Below are 16973 nucleotides of genomic sequence, written 5' to 3'. Positions count from 1 at the left end.
GCCCCACCACAGGAGTGACAGCCATGTCCGAGACCGCCACCGCCGCCGGCTCCGGCGCGAACGCCACCGCGACCTTCGCGCGCAAGGAACGCGCGGGCGCCGCCGCCGACCCGGCCCGGGTGTCCGCCATCGCCACCGACACCCTGCACGCCCTGCACGAGGTCATCCGCAGGCACCAGGTCAGCTACGCCGAGTACGACGCGCTGAAGGCGTGGCTGATCGAGCTCGGCGCCGACGGCGAGTGGCCGCTGTTCCTCGACGTCTTCGTCGAGCACGTCGTCGAGGAGGTCGCCCACGCCGACCGCCGCGGCGCGGTCGGCACCATCGAGGGCCCCTACTACGTGCCGGGCGCCCCGGTGATCGGGTCCGGGACCGCGGTGCCGATGCGGCCCGACGAGAAGGGGACCCCGCTGCTGTTCCAGGGCACCGTCACCGACCTCGACGGCGCGCCGGTCGAGGGCGCCACCGTGGACCTGTGGCACGCCGACGACGAGGGGTACTACTCCCAGTTCGCCCCCGGCATCCCGGAGTGGAACCTGCGTGCGGTCGTCCACACCGGCACCGACGGGCACTTCGCCTTCCACACCGTGCAGCCCGCGCCCTACCAGATCCCGACCGACGGCTCGACCGGCGCGTTCATCTCCGCCGCGGGCTGGCACCCGTGGCGCCCCGCGCACCTGCACCTCAAGGTGTCCGCACCCGGGAAGGCGCCGGTCACCACCCAGCTCTACTTCGACGGCGGCGACTACGTCACCGACGACGTCGCCCAGGCCGTCAAGCCCGAGCTCGTCCTGCGGCCCGGCCCGGCCGCGAGCGGCACCGGTCACGAGGTCACCCACGACTTCGCGCTGGACCCCGCCTGATGGCCCGCTTCGCGGTGCGGATGGAGGTCGACCTCCCCGCCGACATGGACGCCGACGTCCGGGCCGACCTGCTCGCCCGGGAGAAGGCGTGGTCGCAGCAGTGGCAGCGCTCGGGTGAGTGGGTGAGCATCTGGCGCTGCGTCGGCGAGTACGCGAACCTGTCGATCTTCGAGGTGCGCGACAACGAGCAGCTGCACGAGATCCTGTGGGGTCTGCCGCTGTTCCCGTACATGACCATGCAGGTCACCCCGCTGGCCACGCACCCGTCGGACATCCACGCCTGACCCCCGCCGGTGCGCCCGGGCCGGCCGCCGGGCGCACCGGGGGGCCACCTGCGCCGGCTTAGAGGTCATTTCAGAACGAGGTCGACGTGTCTGTTGTAGACGACAAGCGGCTATCTGACCTGCCGTTTGATCTGTCGTCGAGGGGTCAATGGAAACTCGACAAGTCGTTCTGAAACGACCTCTAAGAGGTCGCGCGGATTGGTCACAGCTTGGCCGCGGTCGAGTGTCTGGGGGCGAGGGCGGGTACGGGCCTGCCGATCATGAAGTTATCTACGCTTCGTGATCGTCTGGAGGCCGCGTGCCCACCCTGCCATCATGGCTGACCGAGCCGTTGTGGGACCAGTTCACCGCGCTGCTGCCTCATCGAGACGAGTTCGATCCCACCCATCCGCTGGGCTGCCATCGCCGCCGGATCGCGGATCGGATCGTGTTCGACAAGCTCCTGCAGGTACTGCGGTTCGGCTGCTCGTATGAGGGCATCGCTGACAGCACCTGCTCGGCGACCACCATCCGCGATCGTCGTGACGAGTGGATCAGGCTCGGGGTCTTCGCCCAGCTGCGTCGGATCGTCCTGGACGCCTACGACCGCATCGTCGGTCTGCTGCTGCACGACATCGCCGTCGATGGCGCCATCACCAAGGCCCCCGGCGGCGGCGAGGTCGCCGGTCCGTCGCCGGTGGACCGGCGCAAACAGGGTATGAAACGTTCGGTGCTCGTCGAGGGATACGGCATCCCGCTGGGCCGAGTCCTGGCCGGAGCCAACCGGCACGACTCCCCGCTACTGGGCCCCACCCTCGACCGCCTCGATGCTCTCGGCCCGCTGCCCGACGACATCACCGTGCACCTCGACGCCGGCTATGACTCCGGCAAGACCCGCGACACGCTGGCCGAACGAGGCCTGCACGGCGAGATCGCGCACAAGGGTGAGAAAGCGCCGATCCAGGCCACCCGCCGCTGGCACGTCGAGCGGACCAACGCTTGGCACAACAGCTTCAACCGGCTGCAGCGCTGCTACGAACGACGAGAAATCGTCGTCGACGCGTTCTTCGACCTCGCCGACACGATCGTCACACTCCGTAGCTTGATTCGGCAGGCCTGGACCACACACCGCTGGAACGCCCGACCTGCACGACGTCCATGATCACCAACCAATCCGCGCGACCTCTTAGCTTGATCTTTAACCTTCCGGAGCTGCTGCTGGGAGGTTGATGTAGTTCGGGCGGCGTGTCGGCGGGACATGGGTACGGCCACCGCTTGATCATCTTCGGGTTCCTTCCACAGAACATCGAAGACGAAAGCGGTGGCCGTGGTGGTCAGTGTGGCTTCTGCCGGGCCAGTGGTGCTCGGTGACACTCCGGTCGGGCGGGGTGATCTTGCCGGGTTTCGGCAGGAGTTCTACGCGTCGTTGACTGCGCGAGCGGATGCGCTGTTCGAGCTCACCGACGCCGTGTTGTGCGCGGACGGCCCGGTTCGCTCGCTACCGGAGCTGACCTTGGTGGCTGAGCACCGTCGCGGGCACGGCGCGATGTACGACGCGTTGGCCTGTGGCAGGATCTCCGCCCGGAGGCTGCGCCGGGTGCTGGCCGGTCTCCCGTTGCCCCGTGCCGTCGACGGTCGGATCGTGCTCGCCGTGGATGTCAGCCCGTGGCTGCGCCCGGACGCTACGACCAGCGATCAGCGGCTGTTCTGCCATGTCTACGGACGCGGAAAGGGCAACGCGCAGCTGATCCCGGGCTGGCCATACTCGTTCGTCGCCGCCCTGGAGACGGGCCGGACGTCGTGGACGGCGGTCCTGGACGCGGTTCGACTCGGCCCGGCCGACGACGCCACCGCGGTGACCGCCACCCAGCTACGCGCGGTCATCGAGCGACTGACCAGCGCCGGGCACTGGCGCCCCGGGGACCCGGACATCGTGATCGTCACCGACACCGGATACGACATCACCCGCCTCGCCTACGTACTGGCCGATCTGCCCGTCGAGCTGGTCGGACGACTGCGCTCGGACCGGGTCCTGCGCCTGCCCAAGCCGCCACGGCTGCCCGGCACGACCGGGCGCCCACCCAAGCACGGCCCGGAGATCGCCTTGAACCGGCCCGCCACCTGGATCGAACCGGTGCACACCACGACGACCAAGACCACCCGCTACGGCACTGCCGTCGCGACCAGCTGGGACCGGGTCCACCCCCGGCTGACCCGGCGCACGTGCTGGATCGACCACGCCGGCGAACTGCCGATCATCGAGGGCACCCTGCTCCGGCTGCAGGTCGACCACCTACCCGGCGACCGCGACCCGAAGCCCGTGTGGCTATGGAGCTCCGCCACCGACGCGAGCGCCGCCGACGTGGACCGCTGGTGGCAGGCGTTCCTCCGCAGATTCGATCTCGAGCACACATTCCGCCTGCTCAAGCAGACCCTCGGCTGGACAACCCCGAAGCTGCGCACCCCCGAAGCCGCCGACCGCTGGACCTGGCTGATCATCGCCTCCCACACCCAACTCCGCCTGGCCCGACCACTGGCCGCCGACCTACGCCGCCCCTGGGAACGACCCGCCGCCCCCACCCGGCTCACCCCGGCCCGGGTTCGCCGCGCCTTTCGGAACATCCGCGCGCGGACCGTCCTCCCGGCCAGTGCACCGAAACCCAGCCGACCCGGTCCCGGCCGCCCACCCGGCTCCCGCAACCGGCACACCCCGACCAGCCACGACGTCGGGAAAACGGTCAAACGCGACCGCACCATCACCGCGCGACGACAACACACAGGTTAAAAACCAAGCTTAGAGGTCGTTTCAGAACGACTTGTCGAGTTTCCATTGACCCCTCGACGACAGATCAAACGGCAGGTCAGATAGCCGCTTGTCGTCTACAACAGACACGTCGACCTCGTTCTGAAATGACCTCTTAGAGGTCGCGCGGATTGGTCACAGCTTGGCCGCGGTCGAGTGTCTGGGGGCGAGGGCGGGTACGGGCCTGCCGATCATGAAGTTATCTACGCTTCGTGATCGTCTGGAGGCCGCGTGCCCACCCTGCCATCATGGCTGACCGAGCCGTTGTGGGACCAGTTCACCGCGCTGCTGCCTCATCGAGACGAGTTCGATCCCACCCATCCGCTGGGCTGCCATCGCCGCCGGATCGCGGATCGGATCGTGTTCGACAAGCTCCTGCAGGTACTGCGGTTCGGCTGCTCGTATGAGGGCATCGCTGACAGCACCTGCTCGGCGACCACCATCCGCGATCGTCGTGACGAGTGGATCAGGCTCGGGGTCTTCGCCCAGCTGCGTCGGATCGTCCTGGACGCCTACGACCGCATCGTCGGTCTGCTGCTGCACGACATCGCCGTCGATGGCGCCATCACCAAGGCCCCCGGCGGCGGCGAGGTCGCCGGTCCGTCGCCGGTGGACCGGCGCAAACAGGGTATGAAACGTTCGGTGCTCGTCGAGGGATACGGCATCCCGCTGGGCCGAGTCCTGGCCGGAGCCAACCGGCACGACTCCCCGCTACTGGGCCCCACCCTCGACCGCCTCGATGCTCTCGGCCCGCTGCCCGACGACATCACCGTGCACCTCGACGCCGGCTATGACTCCGGCAAGACCCGCGACACGCTGGCCGAACGAGGCCTGCACGGCGAGATCGCGCACAAGGGTGAGAAAGCGCCGATCCAGGCCACCCGCCGCTGGCACGTCGAGCGGACCAACGCTTGGCACAACAGCTTCAACCGGCTGCAGCGCTGCTACGAACGACGAGAAATCGTCGTCGACGCGTTCTTCGACCTCGCCGACACGATCGTCACACTCCGTAGCTTGATTCGGCAGGCCTGGACCACACACCGCTGGAACGCCCGACCTGCACGACGTCCATGATCACCAACCAATCCGCGCGACCTCTTAGACGTCGTTTCAGAAGTGGTGGGCCCGGTTCTGCCGGTGACGGCGGGGCTGGCAGCATCGGCTGATGGTCGCGCCTCGTGTGTCTGAGAAGACGAAGATTTTCGAGTTGGAGATCGTCCTGACCGAGGTGGTGCCGGCGGGCCGGCGTCGGGTGCAGGTGCCGGGCGAGGTCGACTTGGCGGTGTTACACGAGGTGGTGCAGTCAGTGATGGGCTGGACGAACTCTCATCTGCACGAGTTCGAGATCGTCGGGCGCCGCTACGGGATCCCAGACCCGGACTGGCCCGGACAGGATGTCGCCGACGAGACGAAAGAGAAGCTGTTTCGGCTGGTCAAGGCTGGTGACCGGTTCGGTTACGTCTACGACTTCGGTGACAACTGGGCCCACGAGATCACCGTCGAGGCGGTCGCGGCCGTCGAGCCGGGAGTGTGCTATCCGCGATGCGTCGCCGGGCAGGGGGCGTGCCCGCCCGAGGACGTCGGCGGGATCGGGGGGTATGAGGACTTCCAGGCCGTGCTCGCCGACCCTGACCATCCCGACCGCGCCGAGCGCCTGGAGTGGGCGGGCGGGCCGTTCGACCCGCACCGCTTCGACCCTGACGAGGCCGACCGGGCCTTGGAGTGGCTGGCCTGGCGGCCGCTGGCCCCGACCTCGTAGGCGAGTGCCTCAGCGAGGGCTGGGTCGACCATCACTTCGGCTTCGGCTTCGGCTTGGTGAGGCGGCGGTGGCAGATCAGGGCGCAGGCCAGCGATAACAGCGCGGTGATCGTGGATTCGGCGCGGTCGTAGCGCAGCGCGAGGCGGCGGAAGTCCAGCAGCCAGGACATGGTGCGCTCGACGACCCAGCGGACCCGCCCGAGCCGGGTGGAGTCCTCGATCCCGCGCCGGGCGATCCGCACCCCGATCCCACGCCCACTCAGGTAGCGGCGGCAGCGGGGATAGTCGTAGCCCTTGTCGGCGTGCACCTTGTCCGGCCGACGTCGCGGACGCCCCGGCTGTCCCGCCCGTTCGCGGACGCCGGGGTTGGTGTCCAGCAGCGGGGCGAGCATCCGACTGTCGTGGGCGTTCGCCCCGGTGACCAGCGCATGCAGCGGGAGCCCGCCTCGGTCGCAGAGCACGTGGTACTTGCTGCCCGCCTTCCCGCGATCGGTCGGCGAGGGCCCGGTGGCCTCGCCGCGGCGCTTGGCCCGCACGCTCACGCTGTCCACCGCCGCCCGCGACCAGTCCAGCAGGCCCTGCTGGGCGAGGCGGTCGAGCATCACCCGGTGCAGCTGGGCCCAGACCCCGGCCTGCTGCCACTGCCGTAGCCGCCGCCAGCAGGTCACTCCGGACCCACAGCCGAGCTCGGCGGGCAGCGCGTTCCAGCTGATCCCGGTCTTGAGCACGAACACGATCCCGGCCAGAGCGGCCCGATCCGGCACCCGCGGACGGCCTGTCCGTCCCCGCTTGTGCTTGCGCGGCTTGGGCAGCAGCGGCTCCACCAGCGCCCACAGCTCGTCGCTCACCAATCGCTCGACACAAGATCGCCGCGCCACGACCGGACATGATCAGCTACCAGCGCCGATCCACACAGGACCGACACGCCGACTTCTGAAACGACCTCTAATACTCCAGCCGCACTTCGTTAGCTGAGCTGTCTTCGTCGTCGATAGTGGCTTTCGCGGGCTCGGTGTTGGTGGCGACGTCGCCAGGTCGACCAGGCCCAGCACGGCGCCTGGGTGGGAATGTGGATCAGAGGTGCCAGGAGACGTCGGATCTCGGCGAGGGTGAGCGGGATGAGCCCGTGATCAGGTCTTTTGGGGCGATCGCCGCGGTGACCGAGAGGTAGGCGTGGGCGAGAATAGCCAGGGTGACGTGGCGGTACCAGGCGTCGTAACGCCGCACTTGATAGTGGTCGAGCCCGACCTCGTTCTTCGCGGTCTGGAAGCACTCCTCGATCGCCCACCGCGTGCCGGCGACGCGGATGAGGTCGTCGTCGGTGGTGCCGGGCGGGCCGGCGCACAGGTAGTAGGCCAGATCGTGCTCCTCGCCGGCGGAGAGCTGTGTGTCGGTGAGGATCTGACGTCGGACCAGTAGCCATCGGCCCCATCCGGCCGGGGCGTTCTCGGGCGGATACAGCGAGGCCACGGCCCAGTCGTAGAAGCGTTCTCCCTTCACACCCGGACCGGCTGAGCGGCGCTTCCACGCCCGTCCGGGAGCGCGGGCGACCAGGTCGTCGGCCCGTCGTGAGCCGCTGATCTGACAGATGTCGGCGTCCAGGGACAACGGGACGGACTGGCTGCGCGGAACCGCGACGACGTAGCCGATCCGGCGCTGCTCGCACCAGGTGCGGAACTTGTAGTCCTGCCCGTATGCCTCGTCCGCGGTCACCCATCCTGCGGGAACCCCGGCATCGAGGGCACGGCCGAGCATTTCCTTGGCCAGCGTGGCCTTGGTGGCGAACTCGATCTCCTCAGGCACCGCCGCGGCTCGGCAGCGTTCCCGATCACCGGTCCAGGACTTGGGCAGGTAGAGCTCGCGGTCGATCAACGTCCGGCCCTTGCTCGTGGCATAGGCACAGAAGACTCCGAGCTGGCAGTTCTCCACCCGCCCGGCAGTGCCCGAGTACTGGCGCTGCACCCCCGCCGACTTCGTCCCCTTCTTCAGGAACCCGGTCTCATCGACGATCAGCACCCCACCGGACTCGCCGAGGTGCTCGACGACGTAATCCCGCAGGTCATCACGGACACCGTCGACATCCCAGGTCGCGGAGTTGAGCAGCCGCTGCATCCCATCCGGAGTCGTGTCACCGGCGACCTCGGCCAGCGTCCACCCGTTCTTCCCCGCCAACGGCGCCAACAACCCCCGCACATACGCCCGCGCCCGACGCCGCGGTTCCGTCCGGAAGAACCGGCCCGCCACCAGCCCGAACAGCCCATCCAGGCCACCGGCCCACGCCTCGAGATCCTCCTCCACCTGCACAAGATCGAAGCTTAGCGCACATCAACATCACAAACTGCGGCTGGAGTACTAAGCGAGCTCCTCAACCGGCACTCGATGAGCTCCCCGCACTCGTCGAAGAAGCCGTCCGGGCCGGTGCGACCATCCGTCTGCACCTCGACGTTCCCTCGAACGTACCCACGGCGGTGGGCATCGCCGCCTACCGGATCGCGCAGGAGGCGATCAGCAACGCGGTCAGGCACGCCCCGGCGCTGCGATCGACGTGTCGGCAGGCGCACACGACGGCGCAGTGCTCATGGCGATCGAGAACGAAGCGGGGAACAGCGAGCGGCTGGAGAAGGTCGCCTCCGCGCGGGGACACGGACTCATCGGCATGCGCGAGCGCGCGTCGATGCTCCGCGGCACGCTGACAGCGGGACACACCACCTCCGGCGGTTTCCGCGTCGCGACATCCCTTCCGCTTGACAACCGCCTTTCCGCAGGCGATGTCCCTCCGACAGCGCCGGACACGGCTGAGCGAGAAGAGACGGGCCGATGATGCCGGAGCCAGCCAACACGAGCGTCGACATCACGGTGATGATCGTGGACGACCAGGCGATGGTGCGGGGAAGCTTCGCCGCCCTGCTCGACGCGCAGCCCGACATCCGGGTCGTCGCGCAGGCGGCTGATGGCGCCGAGGCGGTGCGATGCGCAGAAGACACCAACCCGGATGTCGTCCTCATGGACGTGCGGATGCCCGTGATGGACGGTCTCGAGGCGGCCCGCCGCATCCTGAGCCCCGAACGTCCGTCGCCGCACGTGCCCAGAGTGGTGATGGTGACGACGTTCAACGTCGACGACTACGTGCACGAAGCACTGCGCGCCGGAGCGAGCGGCTTCCTGCTGAAGGACGCCTCGCCCGACGAACTCACGCGCGCCGTGCGCGTGGTCGCCGCCGGCGACGCGCTCCTGTCCCCCAGCGTCACACGTCAACTCCTGGAGCACTTCGCCGACCGGCGCGAGCCGGTGCACTCGCGTACGTCGCTCGCGCTGGACGATCTCACCGATCGCGAACGCGAGGTCTTCGTGCTGATCGGGCGCGGACTGTCGAATCGCGAGATCGCAGCCGAGCTGTTCATCGGGGAGCAGACGGTCAAGACCCATGTCGGAAGGCTGTTGCAGAAGGTTCCGGCACGCGACCGCGTGCAGCTGGTCATCACGGCATACGACGCGGGGCTCGTGACACCGCGCTGACGACCCCGCGCTCCCGGCTCAGACGAGAAGCAGGACGATCGACAGCACTATCTGCCCCGCGCCGGCGGTGGCCCCGACCACGGCGGTCCAATCGGTCCGGTACTCAGTCGCCGTGAATATCGAGACCAGCCCGCACACCACAGCAACCACCGCAAAGCCGATACCGTGCATAGTGCCGGGTCGCTGGCCCTGCTCGCCGCCGCCACCTCGGCACTGGCGGACGCCTCTGCGGCCGTCGTGGTCTCGGCCAGCTCGGTGGCGCGCTCACCGAGCTGCGCCTCTATCCCCACCTCGCAACACCGACGACGCGACGTGAGTCTGGGAGAACACCCAGGCCCTGCTCGAGTTCACCCTCAAGGGCCCCGGCCCTGCGAGGCGCCCCACCTCGACCACCCGCCGAGCGCCTCTCACTCGGCGGGAGTGTCATGGGCGTCCGGCCTCGATCCCGGCCGAGCACAGCCAGACCGGCACGGTCGAGAGCTCACGACCCACCAGGTCCGGTGCGCTGTGCCGCACTCTCCAGCCAGGTCCACAGGGCGTTCTCCCGTTGGGAATCGTAGGACTCCATCGACGAGGATGTGACAGTGGTGCGGTGCAGGTAGGCCCCGGTCATTGCCACGGTGCGGCCGGTCACGGCGTCGGCGAGCTTGTGGCCCGCGGCGACCGGGGTGTCGACAAGCGGGGTGGGGGCCAGAGCGGGGACGACGTAGCGCATCAGCAGCTCTGATACGCCACCCGCGTCGCGGGCCAGCCCGGTGCCGATCACGAGGCTGGGGTTGTAGGCCACGATGTCGACCCCGTCGGGCAGTCTGCGCGCCCACTCGTGCACCAGGTGGATGCCGCCGAGCTTGCTGGTGGCGTAGGCGCGTCGCCCGGCGCGCACCGTGCCCGATCGCGGGTACGCCCCGGGGTGGAACAGGACCTCCGGCGTGGTCCAGCGGGGGGAGGGAAACGTGCCGCCGGTATGCCGCAGGTCGCCGAAATGAGCGTCGCTGACGGTGACCACGACACGCGCCGGCCGTCGCAGATGAGGATGCAGCCGGCGCAGCAGCAGGTGGGTCGAGAGCACGTTGACCGCGAAAGTCGTCTCGTAGCCGTCGGCCGTGGTGTGCAGGGCGCTGTCGAGGGAGACCCCGGCATTGCACACCACCCGCCTCAGGGTGGGGAGCTCGCCGGTGTCGAGCAGATCCTCGACCTGCCCTGCGGCGGCATCGACGCTCGCCGTGCTGGCCAGGTCCACGTCGATCGCCGAAACGTGCGCAGAGAGCGCCTGGAGCTGCGGAATGACCTGGGCCGCTGAGGAAGCCCGAGCGAGGACGACCAGGTGGACGCCGGGATCGCGCCGCAACAGTTCCTTCGCGGCTTCCAGCCCGATTCCGCGGGTCGCGCCGGTCATCACGAGCGTGTGGGTGGGTGTGGACACGGTAGTTCTCCTCCGGTGTGGGTGCGATCGCCCTGCAAGCTGGGGCGACGACGCCGTCGGCGATGACACTGCGCGGCGAACACCCGGGCGAAGGAGGCCCTGACCAGGATGGTCCCGGCAGGACCAGGCTGCTGGTCCTCCTACGAGCCGGGCCCGGGGCAGACTGGGCGCCGTGGTGAACTCGGGCCGACCCGATCTCGGCAGCTACCTGCGACGACGCCGCGCGCTCGTGGCGCCACCGGCAGCCCCGGACGGTGCCAGCGGGGCGCGTCGCCGTGTCCCCGGTTCGCGTCGCCAGGAGCTGGCCGAGCTCGCGTCGATCTCCGTCGAGTACTACACCCGCCTCGAGCAGGGCCGGGCTCCGCGCCCGTCCCGAGAAGTCCTCACCACCCTGGCGCGCGCCTTCGCGCTCACCGAACCAGAGCGCGACCACCTCTTCCGGCTCGCCGGGGAACTACCACCGGAACGCTCGGAGCCATCTGGTGCCGTGCGCCCTGGGTTGCTGCGTCTGATCAGCCGACTCGACCCGAGCATCCCGGTGATCGTGCACGACGGGCGTCTCGATCTCGTGGCGACCAACTCCTCGGCCACCGAGCTCTTCGGCTCCGTCGCTGGTGAGGGTCTCTACGGCCGCAACATCGCCCACCGGGCTTTCACGTCATCAGCCCTCGCCGACCGCCTCGACCGAGACGGCCAACGCCAGCTGCTGCGCGTGGCCGCCGCCGAACTACGCGCCGCACTGAGCCGCTACCCCGATGACCTCTACCTGCTCGGGCTGTTCCACGACCTCACCGCCACCAGCCCTACCTTCTGCGAATGCTGGGAACGAGGCGAAGTCGGCGCCTGGCGATCAGCCCTCAAACGCCTCCACCACCCCAGCGCCGGCTGGCTGGACTTCGACGTCGAGGTGCTCCACGACCCAGAGCGGGATCATCGGTTCATGCTCTACATCCTCACCTCCGAGGCCTCCGACCAGCACTCCCCAGGTCGCGACGACTGAAGACACGGTTCACGCCGGTGAACACTGACCGGCGCTCTCGGAGTCCGACCGGCACGGCGCAGTCTCTACACCAGATCACCCGCCACGTGTCGAGCCCCGAGCGCCTCACGACGAGTGAGGATGACGCGGACTGGCGGGCTCACCGGCGTACGAACAGCGCCGACGGTTGCTGGGCGACGCGGTCTGTGCCGCCACTGCGTTCGATGGTCATCAGCGCTTCTCCGTCTCGGGGCGCACGCCCCGCGACGGCCGACGGTGAGTATCGAACGACGAGCGCTCGCGCCGCGCAGGCAGCCCTGACCTTCATCGTCTCCTCGCTCATGCTGGTCGGTCGACAGAAACTGGTGCTGTCGAGGGCGGCGTAGCCGTGAGCGAGCACGATCACCTGATCGGTGAGCTACACGCCAGTGCCACCCGCGAGGGACTGAGCGGGCTGGAGGAAACGATCGATCATGGCGCGGGCCGCGGCGGCCAGCCCCTCGTCGCCGGCGCCCGCTGCGCGGGAGTCCGGTACCGATCTGAGCCCGCACCTCGTCGGCCTGCGCGTCGAACACGTCCCCGAACATGGTGGTGTCGGTCGGGTCGGGCGTGATGACGTCGACTCGTACGCCTACGGCCCGCGATCGCCGCGGCGCTCTGCTGGAGCTCGGAGGTGACCTGGTCGATGAAGGACCTCAACGGAGCGGATCTCCAGGTCGACAGGGCCAGCTGCAGGGCTGACCCGGGCCGGTCTCCGTGCCGTGACGAGGGACGGAGCAGTCCGCGGGCAGCAGCGACGTCGGACGCGGCGCTGCTCGACGCCGACCGCGCAGGGCCCGGTGTTCGCCACTGCCCGAGAGGCCCGCCCGGAGCGGCCGCGGTGACGCTCGGGGGCGAGGGGCCGCCACCGCCAGGTCTGCGTCATACCGTGCCCGACCCCCGAAAGGGGGCTGTGACCCGGGTGCCGATCGATGGATCCAGGATCAGGCCGGCAGTTGGGCAGACTGGCCCCGGACCAGGCAGGACGAACCGGCATCGACTCCGGGATGCACGCATGTGGACGCCGTCCGCCGAACGGGGATCTCTCCGGGCTCCCGGTCCCGGCCCGGGATCCTCGGGCGAGCCGGACCACCTGGCCGAGGTCTTGTTCGCCCCCGCGGCCCAGGCGTCGTCGCCGCCATCCGCGACCAGGAGCTCGTCGACTTCTTGCCGACCGTGTCGCGCAGCCGACCTGGGTGACCTCGGCCTGCAGTGGACGGATCGCCGGGGTGCCCGGCCTACTCGAGAGCTGTCGGACCGTGGTCTGGCACATTCCCGGAATCGGGGCTCCATCGGGCCGCGGTCCTCACCATCGCGTCCAGCTCCGAGGCGACGCGGGGGGCGACCCCACCCGCGGGACGAGCGGTGCGCGACACCGGCTCGATCCGAACGGGAGCCCCCCGCAGCGGCCCGTCCGGCCCGTAACAGGCACCACCGACGGCATCGGGATCGACGAGAGCGCGCACCAACGGCCATGCCGCAGTGTCCTTACCCTGCGCCCACGGGGTGCTGGGGTTGCGCTGATATCGACGACCGGGTGCATCAGTGACTCCTGCCCGGGCCGGGGTCCTGGCATCGACGCCGACACCGGGGATGGCGACGACCGAGGCCACCGGGGTGCCCTCGTCCCGGAGCGTACGATCCAGTTCGTAGGCGTAGGTCTCGAGCACGGCCTTGGCCTTGACATAGGCCAGCAGCCGCAACCGAGGCACTCGCAGCAGATCATCGACCGCCGTTCGGATCCCCCGGACGAATCCGGTGCTGACCGACACGATCCGCGTCTGTCCTCCCTGCTCGAGGGCGGCCCGGGAGAGCGACGGCAGGACGACCGAGGCGAGCGCGGCGTTCCCGACGGCGTGCGTCCCGATCTGCAACGGGAGTCCGTCCGCTGTCGCCCCCGACAGTGTGAAGACCGGTCCGGCATTGAGCAGGACCCCGTGCAGCGCCGGGAGCTCCGCGAGCGGACCCGCCGCTGCCGCGACCGACGACAGCGAGGCGAGATCGACGACCACCGAGCTCAGGTTCGCCCCGGGTACGTGCTCGCTGATCGCACGTTCGGTCGCAGCGAGCCGCCCCGCGGAACGCCCGAGCAGGACGACGTGTGCACCCGCCGCGGCGAGTTGCTCAGCCGCGAAGTACCCAATCCCTGCCGTCGCCCCCGTCACGGCGAGAACCCGGCCGGACTGGTCGGGAAGTGCATGCGGATCCCAGGACATACCCACTCCAATCGGATAGTTTATCCGTCATGCCCGACGCTACCGGATGATTCATCCGTTTACGAGGTAGGATGCAGACATGGGAGCGCTACGGTCCGACGCACGACGGAGCCGGCAACGGATCCTGGATGTCGCACGGGGTCACGATCGCCAGACGCTGCGCCACAACGACCTGGCACGAGAAGCGGGCGTAGGAGTGGCGACGGTCTACCGGCACTTCCCGACGACCCAGGCACTCCTCGAAGCGTTGGCACACGAGGCCCTCATCAGACTCGACTCCGCGTGCACGACCGCGCTGGCCAGGGACGACCCCTGGGACGCCCTGGTCGGACTCATCGACGACGCCCTGACGCTGCAGCTCCAGGACGACGGCCTCCAGAGCGTGCTGGTGGGCCGGACCAGCGACTCCCCGGAGATCCGGCAGCTCACCGCCGACATCCTCGCCATGTCCGACCGGGTCGTCCGGCGCGCGCACGACGCCGGGGTCCTGGAGCCCACTGTGACAGCGCAGAGTCTTCAGCACCTGGTGTGTGGGATCGAGCACGCGATACGGATCGGCGTTCCCGACGATCGCCGAGCGCTCCAAGCGGTACTGCTGCACGGAATCCGGCCCCATGACTGAACCGGCGCCACCGATGGCAGACCGGTAGCACGGCACGCTTCTCTTCCAGAGCCGCCCTGTTCAGGCAGCAGCCGGCGGCAGCGAGTCCGTCCAAGTGCTACGGACCCCGCGCTCATGCGCTCCCGACCTGCAACTCGGACCAACCGCAGCGGGGTAGCCCGGCTCTACGCCCAGTTCGCAGCAGATCTCCGAACCGGAACCGCCGATGCGCCGGATCTCGCGGTCGCACTCGATCGCCACCGGTACTCGGCGAACTAGGGCGTGTCTCCTAAAGTGCGCAACCAGGTGACGATGGCCTTCAGTGCAACTCCGCCGCGGTAGGTCAGGGCGAGTTTGTCGTAGCGGGTCGCGAGGCCGCGCCACTGCTTGACCTCGCAGAACCCGCGTTCGACGACGTTGCGGCCGCGGTAGTCGACCCGGTCGAACGCCGGTGGTCGACCGCCGCGTGTGCCGCGTCGTTTCCGGTGTCCCTGCTGGTCAGCCGGCTCCGGGATGACCGCGACGATCCGTCGTCCGCGCAGGTGGGCGCGGATGGCGCGTGAGGAGTAGGCCTTATCTGCGCGGACCCGCTCGGGTCGGGTCCGCGGTCGGCCCGGACCGACCCGTCCGACGCTCAGATGTGACATCAGGTGCGCGAACATCGGGGCGTCACCGGCCTGGCCAGGGCCGACCAGTACGACCAGCGGGCGGCCGTGTCCGTCAACGAGCTGGTGGATCTTCGTGCCGAGCCCTCCGCGGGAGCGGCCCAAGGCGTGATCGGGCGGCTCGATCAGCAGATTCTTGTAGTTCGATCCGGCCCCCTGTGTCCCGCTTCAGGGTCGCGGCGTGTTGGTGAGCGCGGATGATCGTCGAGTCGACCGACACGGCCCAGTCCACGAGACCGGCGGAGTCGGCATCGGCGAGCAGAGCTGCGAGAACCTGGTCCCAGGTGCCGTCACCGCAGTAGCGGCGGTGGCGTTTCCATAGGGTCTGCCACAGCCCGAACTCGACCGGGACATCACGCCAGGCCAGCCCGCAGCGGAACCGGTAGATGATCCCCTCGATCACTCTGCGGTGATCGGCGAACGGGCGCCCTGGCATCCCGTCCGACGAGGGCAGTAACGGCTCGAGTCGGTCCCACTGGGCATCGGTCAGGACGGCACGGCGCGACACCTACTGATCATCGCGCAGGCCCGACCAGCCGGGTTAGGAGACGCGCCCTAGGCGGCCGGCCCCGCGGCCGTTACATCCTGTCCGCCCGTCGGGCGCCCCGATGCTGCCGTGTGTGCCCATCGGCAACGGTGGTCGGGCCACGCCGATCACCTGCCGCTCACTCGAACCCCACGTGGTTTTCGTTGGGTTTCCGTTGGATTTGACCACGGTACGGGCTGTGCAGGAAGCGGCGCAACGCTCTGAGCTGGGACAGAGTGCGGCGGGCCGGGCTCGAACCGGCAACCTGACGGGTTATGAGTCCGCTGCTCTGACCAATTGAGCTACCGCCGCGGCGAGCCGGAGAGTACCGGAGCCGCGACGCCCGGCACCTGCGTCACCCCGGTCCTCCGCCGGGGCCGGACTGCCCCCGCCCTAGGCTGTGCCGGCATGCGGCTCGGTTACCTCACGCACGTCACCGGTGACGATCCGTCACGCGCCTACCGCGAGACGATCCGGCTGGCGGAGCGGGCCGAGGAGCTCGGGTACGACTCGTTCTGGGTAGCTCAGCACCACGACGGGCATCTCGGCGGGCGGCTGCCGTCGCCGCTGGTGCTGCTGGCCGCGGTGGCCGAGCGGACCCGGCTGATCCGGCTCGGGACGGCCGTCGTCGCACTGCCGCTGGAGGACCCGCGCCGGCTCGCCGAGGACGCCGGGGTGCTCGACGCGCTCTCCGGGGGGCGACTGGAGCTCGGTGTCGGCGCGGGGGCCGATCCCGATGCGGCCCGGCGGTTCGGTCGCCGTCACGACGACCGGCACCGCGACACGGTGGCCGCGCTCGACGTCCTACTGGAGACGCTGCCGCCGGCGCTGGCCGCGCAGCGGGTGTGGTGGGCGACGTCGACGCCGTCGTCGGTGGACGCCGCCGCCGTCCGTGGGGTGGGGGTGCTGTCGGGCCGGGTGCCCTCCTCGGGCGGGGATGTCGTCCCCGAGCTGGCCCGGTACTGGACCTACGCCCGGGGCGTCCCGCGGGTCGCGCTGTCCCGGCCGCTCCCGGCGGGCCACTCGACCGGCCGGATCATCGACGACCTGCTCGCCGACCCCGCCCTGCCCTGGGCGGGCGAGATCATCGTCCAGGCCCAGCCGTCGACCGCGCGGGCCGACGTCCACGACGAGGTCATGGAGCGGACCGCGCGCTTCGTGCGGCCGTTCCTCGGGGTGGCCGGACCCGCGCACGGGACTGCTGTCGTCGAGGAGGTCGACACCGACGACGACCCCACGCCCACGATGCGGCCACGGCCGGTGGTGCGTCCGTCCCGGTAGAGCGGGGACGCGTGCCGAGGACGCCCCGGGAGGGACGCGC

Annotated in this window: 16 protein-coding genes, 1 tRNA gene and 1 pseudogene; 11 read left to right on the top strand and 7 right to left on the bottom strand. The window is 69.6% G+C overall.

All coding sequences use genetic code 11. The features are described 5' to 3' along the window. The first annotated feature begins 14 nt into the window (after positions 1-14). The 6 genes from catA (at position 15) to KPF47_RS01365 (ending at position 5688) form a co-directional block, all read left to right on the top strand. Positions 15-863 carry a catechol 1,2-dioxygenase gene (gene catA / locus KPF47_RS01390; protein WP_374108772.1) on the top strand — a complete coding sequence of 283 codons (849 nt, stop codon included), beginning with the start codon at positions 15-17 and terminating at the stop codon, positions 861-863. Next, entirely contained in the window at positions 863-1147 is a 285-nt protein-coding gene (locus tag KPF47_RS01385; protein WP_208825673.1) for a muconolactone Delta-isomerase family protein, read from the top strand. Before catA ends, KPF47_RS01385 begins: the two co-directional genes overlap by 1 nt. 298 nt (positions 1148-1445) lie before the next feature. Further along, positions 1446-2288 (top strand): IS5 family transposase, encoded by an 843-nt coding sequence (locus KPF47_RS01380; protein WP_224386276.1) that lies wholly within the window; start codon positions 1446-1448, stop codon positions 2286-2288. A 198-nt stretch (positions 2289-2486) separates the two neighbouring features. Then, positions 2487-3911, top strand: a complete 1425-nt coding sequence (locus KPF47_RS01375; protein WP_224386384.1) for an NF041680 family putative transposase — start codon at positions 2487-2489, stop codon at positions 3909-3911. Positions 3912-4160: 249 nt separating this feature from the next. Continuing rightward, positions 4161-5003, top strand: coding sequence for an IS5 family transposase (locus KPF47_RS01370; protein ID WP_224386276.1), 843 nt, complete (start codon positions 4161-4163; stop codon positions 5001-5003). 91 nt (positions 5004-5094) lie between these two features. Beyond that, positions 5095-5688: a plasmid pRiA4b ORF-3 family protein gene (locus KPF47_RS01365; protein WP_224386383.1), complete on the top strand. Its 594-nt coding sequence runs from the start codon at positions 5095-5097 to the stop codon at positions 5686-5688. A 31-nt stretch (positions 5689-5719) separates the two neighbouring features. On the opposite strand, the gene KPF47_RS01360 is transcribed toward KPF47_RS01365, so the two are convergent. Continuing rightward, a complete protein-coding gene (locus tag KPF47_RS01360) occupies positions 5720-6565 on the bottom strand; it encodes an IS5 family transposase (RefSeq protein ID WP_224386382.1) in 846 nt (281 codons plus the stop codon). Between the two features lie 196 nt (positions 6566-6761). Beyond that, complete coding sequence (locus KPF47_RS01355; RefSeq protein ID WP_374108784.1) at positions 6762-7985, bottom strand: IS701 family transposase; 1224 nt, start codon at positions 7983-7985, stop codon at positions 6762-6764. A 280-nt stretch (positions 7986-8265) separates the two neighbouring features. Between KPF47_RS01355 and KPF47_RS01350 the strand changes: the two genes are divergently transcribed. Both KPF47_RS01350 and KPF47_RS01345 read left to right on the top strand, forming a co-directional pair. Beyond that, the gene (locus KPF47_RS01350) at positions 8266-8508 is read left to right on the top strand and encodes a hypothetical protein (protein ID WP_224386381.1); all 243 of its coding nucleotides are present in this window, start codon (positions 8266-8268) and stop codon (positions 8506-8508) included. Then, on the top strand, positions 8505-9203 hold the full coding sequence (locus tag KPF47_RS01345; protein WP_224386380.1) for a response regulator transcription factor: 699 nt from the start codon (positions 8505-8507) through the stop codon (positions 9201-9203). The genes KPF47_RS01350 and KPF47_RS01345 overlap by 4 nt, the downstream gene beginning before the upstream one ends. 18 nt (positions 9204-9221) lie before the next feature. Here the strand turns inward: KPF47_RS01345 and KPF47_RS01340 are convergent, their stop codons facing one another. Both KPF47_RS01340 and KPF47_RS01335 read right to left on the bottom strand, forming a co-directional pair. Beyond that, positions 9222-9374 carry a hypothetical protein gene (locus KPF47_RS01340; protein ID WP_224386379.1) on the bottom strand — a complete coding sequence of 51 codons (153 nt, stop codon included), beginning with the start codon at positions 9372-9374 and terminating at the stop codon, positions 9222-9224. Positions 9375-9684: 310 nt separating this feature from the next. Beyond that, the gene (locus KPF47_RS01335; protein ID WP_224386378.1) at positions 9685-10626 is read right to left on the bottom strand and encodes an SDR family NAD(P)-dependent oxidoreductase; all 942 of its coding nucleotides are present in this window, start codon (positions 10624-10626) and stop codon (positions 9685-9687) included. A 172-nt stretch (positions 10627-10798) separates the two neighbouring features. On the opposite strand from KPF47_RS01335, the gene KPF47_RS01330 reads away from it, so the two are divergent. Beyond that, positions 10799-11626, top strand: a complete 828-nt coding sequence (locus KPF47_RS01330; protein ID WP_224386377.1) for a helix-turn-helix transcriptional regulator — start codon at positions 10799-10801, stop codon at positions 11624-11626. A 1256-nt stretch (positions 11627-12882) separates the two neighbouring features. Here KPF47_RS01330 and KPF47_RS01325 read toward each other — a convergent pair. After that, on the bottom strand, positions 12883-13860 hold the full coding sequence (locus KPF47_RS01325) for an SDR family NAD(P)-dependent oxidoreductase (protein ID WP_224386376.1): 978 nt from the start codon (positions 13858-13860) through the stop codon (positions 12883-12885). Between the two features lie 79 nt (positions 13861-13939). Between KPF47_RS01325 and KPF47_RS01320 the strand changes: the two genes are divergently transcribed. Continuing rightward, the gene (locus KPF47_RS01320; RefSeq protein WP_224386375.1) at positions 13940-14482 is read left to right on the top strand and encodes a TetR/AcrR family transcriptional regulator; all 543 of its coding nucleotides are present in this window, start codon (positions 13940-13942) and stop codon (positions 14480-14482) included. 254 nt (positions 14483-14736) lie between these two features. Here KPF47_RS01320 and KPF47_RS01315 read toward each other — a convergent pair. Both KPF47_RS01315 and KPF47_RS01310 read right to left on the bottom strand, forming a co-directional pair. Continuing rightward, a pseudogene (locus KPF47_RS01315) lies at positions 14737-15634 on the bottom strand (IS5 family transposase). A 255-nt stretch (positions 15635-15889) separates the two neighbouring features. Continuing rightward, a tRNA-Ile gene (locus tag KPF47_RS01310) sits at positions 15890-15964 on the bottom strand. Between the two features lie 96 nt (positions 15965-16060). On the opposite strand from KPF47_RS01310, the gene KPF47_RS01305 reads away from it, so the two are divergent. Next, complete coding sequence (locus KPF47_RS01305) at positions 16061-16933, top strand: LLM class flavin-dependent oxidoreductase (protein WP_224386374.1); 873 nt, start codon at positions 16061-16063, stop codon at positions 16931-16933. Positions 16934-16973: the final 40 nt, after the last annotated feature.

Origin of the sequence: Pseudonocardia sp. ICBG1293, assembly GCF_020131355.1 — a bacterium.
Taxonomy (GTDB): domain Bacteria; phylum Actinomycetota; class Actinomycetes; order Mycobacteriales; family Pseudonocardiaceae; genus Pseudonocardia.
The sequence above is the reverse complement of the archived record's forward strand: the minus strand, read 5'-3'. Positions and strand labels throughout refer to the sequence as shown.

Coding starts and splice junctions, on each gene's coding strand:
- KPF47_RS01385 (WP_208825673.1), top strand. CDS start 863: ATGGCCCGCTTCGCGGTGCGGATGGAGGTCGACCTCCCCGCCGACATG.
- KPF47_RS01305 (WP_224386374.1), top strand. CDS start 16,061: ATGCGGCTCGGTTACCTCACGCACGTCACCGGTGACGATCCGTCACGC.
- KPF47_RS01340 (WP_224386379.1), bottom strand. CDS start 9,374: ATGCACGGTATCGGCTTTGCGGTGGTTGCTGTGGTGTGCGGGCTGGTC.
- KPF47_RS01320 (WP_224386375.1), top strand. CDS start 13,940: ATGGGAGCGCTACGGTCCGACGCACGACGGAGCCGGCAACGGATCCTG.
- KPF47_RS01365 (WP_224386383.1), top strand. CDS start 5,095: ATGGTCGCGCCTCGTGTGTCTGAGAAGACGAAGATTTTCGAGTTGGAG.
- KPF47_RS01325 (WP_224386376.1), bottom strand. CDS start 13,860: ATGTCCTGGGATCCGCATGCACTTCCCGACCAGTCCGGCCGGGTTCTC.
- KPF47_RS01345 (WP_224386380.1), top strand. CDS start 8,505: ATGATGCCGGAGCCAGCCAACACGAGCGTCGACATCACGGTGATGATC.
- KPF47_RS01350 (WP_224386381.1), top strand. CDS start 8,266: ATGGCGATCGAGAACGAAGCGGGGAACAGCGAGCGGCTGGAGAAGGTC.